Below are 4,189 nucleotides of genomic sequence, written 5' to 3'. Positions count from 1 at the left end.
CCAGACGACGAGACCATGCGCTACTACGCGAAAAAGGCAGCCGCCGATGAAATGCGCGCGGTACGGGCGCAACTCGCCTACGCGGTGATGGTCACTGAAGAAAAAACCAAAATCTACAACGAACTGGAAGCGCAGGCGGCAGCGCGTGCCGCCGCGCGCGAACAGGAACAGGCCAAAGCCGACGAGATGCAGGCGAAGATTGACGCCTACATCGCCGAACACGGCGGCCAGGATGCGGCGGATGACGCAAAAAATGCCGCAGCCGCGCCCCCGGCAGCGGCTGCTCCCGGCAAAGCGGCGGTCAAACCGTAAGGGACAACCATGATGGCCGCGCGTAACACCCTGCTGCTCATCGGCCTGTCGGCATTGCTGGCAGGCTGTTTCGACCGCGACAAACCGTCGGGCAAGCTCAAATATGACGACACGACACAAAGCACGACGGGTAGCAGTTATGACAGTGACGCGGCGGATGTGGCGACGGCATGGGCAGCAATGAGCCGATCCCGCCGCAAGACAGTACGCCGGTGGCGCTCAGGGCGGAGGTTGACGAGAACTGGCCACCACCCAAATTCAAGCCGGTCACTTATAAGGCCATGTCAGCGCGACGCCTGTCCTATGCCGGACAAATCATGCGCGTTGCCAATGCCAATGGCGTCGAAGTGGAGCTGGCGCACGCCATCATTACCCAGGAATCTGTTTACAAGCTCAAGGCCAGATCCGATGGCGTTGGTGCAATGGGACTGATGCAACTGATGCCGGATACCGCGCGCCGCTGGAAGTGCTACCAACCTTACGATGCTGAATGCAATCTCAATGCCGGGAACCGCTACCTCAGATTTTTGGCTGACCGTTATAACGGCAATATCCGCACCATCGCTGCAGGTTACAACGCAGGCGAAGGTACCGCTGACAGTTATTTGCACGGGACACGCCTCAAAGGGAAAAATTCCGGGATCAAGACCCCGAACGGTGTACCGCTTGCTTCTTTTGCCTATACCCCAAAACAAAGGGCGCGCTGTCCCAGCAATAACTGGCATCCCACCCCGGACTGCGAAGGCCAGACCTTCGACTACGTCCGTTCGGTTCTCGGCTACTACCTCACCTACAAGCAGCACCCGGAGCTGATTGGCAAAACGGTTGAACCTGCACCGTCTGCCGTCGCCCACCGGCAGGGGAGGATCTGATGCGCCGCCTGTTGCCGCTCTGCCTCGCCTGCCTGTTGCCGTCCGCACTTGCCGCACCCGCCGCCGTTGCGACCACGCCGAATTACATCCGCGAAGCGGCCGCCCGTTATCAACTGGACACGGCCACGCTCTGGCACGGCAGCGATACCTGGCCGTGGCTGGTGTGGCGCGACAACCAGCCCATCCGTCTGCGCGACCAGCAGACGCTCATCCGCTATCTCCAGGCCGACCCGTCCATTCCTTTCGGCCTGTGGCAACTGCACCTTGCCGATTTCCCCGGCGAACTTTCGCTCGCGCAGGCGACGCTGCCGCGCGTACAGGCGGAGCTCGCCGCGCGCCGTCTGCACGCGCGCCAATCACCCGCCGTCAATCCTGCCGCCGTCGGCAAGGCTGCCGTCGCCCGGCCGTCCATTCATCCCTGCTATGCCGAACACATCAACCAGGCATCGGCGCGTTACGGCGTCTCGCCGCTGCTCATCAGCGCGGTCATCGGCAGCGAGAGTGCCTGCCAAAAGGGCGCGGTGTCGCCCAAGGGGGCACGCGGGCTGATGCAGGTGATGCCGGATACCGCCCGCGCGATGGGTTACGACCCGGCGGACATGTTTGAACCGGCGATCGCCATTGACGCCGGTACCCGTTACCTCGGCATACAGCTGCGCACCTTTGGCCGGGTGGATTTGGGGCTGGCCGCCTACAACGCCGGCCCCAGGGCGGTTGAGCGCTACGGCGGCATCCCGCCCTACCGCGAGACGCGCAACTACGTCGTGAAAACGGTGCGCCAGTACGCCAAAAACTATTTGAGGAGCCTGCAATGAGCCTGAAATCCGTGCTTTTTTCCCTGTTCGCCGCTGCTGTCGCCGGGGCAGTGTTTGCCGACCAGCCCGCGCCGCTGCCGGGGACAGTACCCACCGAGGAATGGGCGAGCAATGAAGACCTGGCCAGTGAAGTGGCGCGTCTTCAGGCGAAAGCGCCGCAGAATCGCAGCTTTGATGCCTATCACGTCAAGGATGCGGGGGTGCAGGCGGTGGTACCGGTCAAGCTGGCACTGGTCGGTGCCGACCCGCTCTCGGTCGCGTTTCTCAAGAAATACCACGACCGTTTGCAGGCGGAGCATTACACCGTGCTGCTCATCGGCGACGCCGACATCCTGCGCCAGTTCCGCGAGGCCTGGCCTGCGCTGGAGGTACAGCGTTTTGACCTCGACAACCGCCTGATTCTGATGCTGCACGTCATCGGCATCCGCTACTACCCGGCACTCTACGACCAGGGTCAGGTCTCGCCGTAAGGGTTGCGTGATGCGTGCGTTGTTCTCCCTGCCGTTTCGTCTGCTGCGCCGCCTGTTGCGCAGTCTGATGCTGCGCACCGTCGCCGATATGCGCGGCGGGCGCAAGCGTTATGCGAAAGAGGCACTGTTGCGCGACATCCACGAGTACACCGCCGTCTGGGCGTACCTCGTCGGCGCCGCCTTCCTCTTTCTCGCCTCCGAAATGGCGCTCCTGGTGCCGTCCATCGCCTGGGCGGGCTCGGCAGTCTTTCTCTACCGTGCCTGGGTGCGCGGCTGCCACGGTTATTACGTCGCCAGCTATCAGCGCAACCTCACCCGCCTGCCGCCCTACCGGATGGAGAGCCGTGCGCTGCGCCAGCTGAAAAACCAGTTTCTCGGCATGGGTTTCCTCTGGGAATCCATCCATGCGCAACGCCTTTACGACATTGATCTGCACAAGAACCAGCGCTTTACCCGCTTCAGCGACGGTTATTATCGTGCCCGCGCCTATTGCAACCGCCAGCATCACGGCCTCTTTGCCCGTGCGTTCGCCCGCTATCTGGAGTCCGACAGCCTGTTCAATCCGTGGCGTCCCGCGCCGGGACTGGAAGGCAAAACCTGGCTGCACACCGTCGGTATGCCGGAAGGCGAACAGCCGGTGTACCAGCCGCTCTCGACGCGGGTCTCGCACACCATCGTTTTCGGCACCACCCGCGTCGGCAAGACGCGCATGGCGGAGGTGCTGATTACCCAGGACATCCATCGCGGCGACATCGTTATCGTCTTCGATCCCAAGGGCGACCGCGAACTGCTGCTGCGGATGTACGTCGAGGCGAAGGCCGCCGGGCGCGAAGACCAGTTCTATATGTTCCATTTGGGCTTCCCGGATCTGTCAGCACAGTACAACCCGGTCGGTTCCTTCCTCCGCGTCACCGAAGTGGCGACGCGCATCGCCAACCAGATGCCGGGCGAAGGGCAGTCGGCGGCATTCCGCGATTTCGTTTGGCGCTTCGTCAATGTGTTGGGAAAAATGATGGAGGCACTATCGATCAAACCGAGCTATCTACTGATTTACCGCTGCGCCGTCAATGTAGACGATTTGGCCGCGCAATATTTTGCATCTATCCTGAACCGGGAATGCCCAGGCTGGCAAAAAGATTTTGATGATTTCGATTTGTCCGATGCCGAAAAGAAACAGGTCAGCAAAACCGGGCGCAGCATTGATGCGGTACGCTTGTCCACCTTCCTGAAGCAGAAAAACCTGAACGATGCGGTAAGTGATGCGGTAACCGGTATCTTGGGCAACGAGCGCAGTTATTTCGAAAAGCTGGTCAGCTCGCTCTACCCCTTGCTGGAAAAACTGACCAGCGGTCGCGTGGCCGAGCTGATCAGCCCGAATTTCAAAGATTTGGCCGATACGCGTCCGATTATGGACTGGCGCAAAGTGATGGAGCAGAACGCAGTGGTTTACGTCGGGCTGGACGCACTGACCGATGCCGAAGTGGCCGCTGCCGTTGGCAACGCCATGTTCGCCGATCTGACTTCGCTGGCCGGTCAGATTTACAAACACGGCCACGGCTACGGCCAGTCCGGCCCGACCAAGAAGCGCATGGTCGCCATCCATGCCGACGAGTTCAACGAACTGATCGGCAACGAATTCATCCCCATGCTCAACAAGGCCGGCGGCGCAGGCTACCAGGTTACCGCCTACACCCAAACTTGGTCGGATGTGGAAGCCAAA

At 61.3% G+C, this 4,189-nt stretch carries 4 protein-coding genes and 1 pseudogene; all 5 read left to right on the top strand.

Going from position 1 to position 4,189, the window contains the following annotated elements:
- Positions 1-312: pseudogene (locus Q0349_RS05685) on the top strand (hypothetical protein); the annotation flags it as partial.
- 170 nt (positions 313-482) lie between these two features.
- Positions 483-1,184: a transglycosylase SLT domain-containing protein gene (locus Q0349_RS05680; RefSeq protein WP_298079910.1), complete on the top strand. Its 702-nt coding sequence runs from the start codon at positions 483-485 to the stop codon at positions 1,182-1,184.
- A complete protein-coding gene (locus tag Q0349_RS05675) occupies positions 1,184-1,999 on the top strand; it encodes a lytic transglycosylase domain-containing protein (protein ID WP_298079909.1) in 816 nt (271 codons plus the stop codon). The genes Q0349_RS05680 and Q0349_RS05675 overlap by 1 nt, the downstream gene beginning before the upstream one ends.
- The gene (locus Q0349_RS05670; RefSeq protein ID WP_298079908.1) at positions 1,996-2,469 is read left to right on the top strand and encodes a hypothetical protein; all 474 of its coding nucleotides are present in this window, start codon (positions 1,996-1,998) and stop codon (positions 2,467-2,469) included. The genes Q0349_RS05675 and Q0349_RS05670 overlap by 4 nt, the downstream gene beginning before the upstream one ends.
- A 10-nt stretch (positions 2,470-2,479) precedes the next feature.
- Positions 2,480-4,189 (top strand): conjugative transfer system coupling protein TraD (traD, locus tag Q0349_RS05665; protein ID WP_298079907.1); only part of this gene is annotated, 1,710 nt, incomplete at its 3' end.

Origin of the sequence: uncultured Cardiobacterium sp., from assembly GCF_938028185.1 — a bacterium.
Lineage (GTDB): Bacteria > Pseudomonadota > Gammaproteobacteria > Cardiobacteriales > Cardiobacteriaceae > Cardiobacterium.
The sequence above is the reverse complement of the archived record's forward strand: the minus strand, read 5'-3'. Positions and strand labels throughout refer to the sequence as shown.

Coding starts and splice junctions, on each gene's coding strand:
- Q0349_RS05675 (WP_298079909.1), top strand. CDS start 1,184: ATGCGCCGCCTGTTGCCGCTCTGCCTCGCCTGCCTGTTGCCGTCCGCA.
- Q0349_RS05670 (WP_298079908.1), top strand. CDS start 1,996: ATGAGCCTGAAATCCGTGCTTTTTTCCCTGTTCGCCGCTGCTGTCGCC.
- Q0349_RS05680 (WP_298079910.1), top strand. CDS start 483: ATGGGCAGCAATGAGCCGATCCCGCCGCAAGACAGTACGCCGGTGGCG.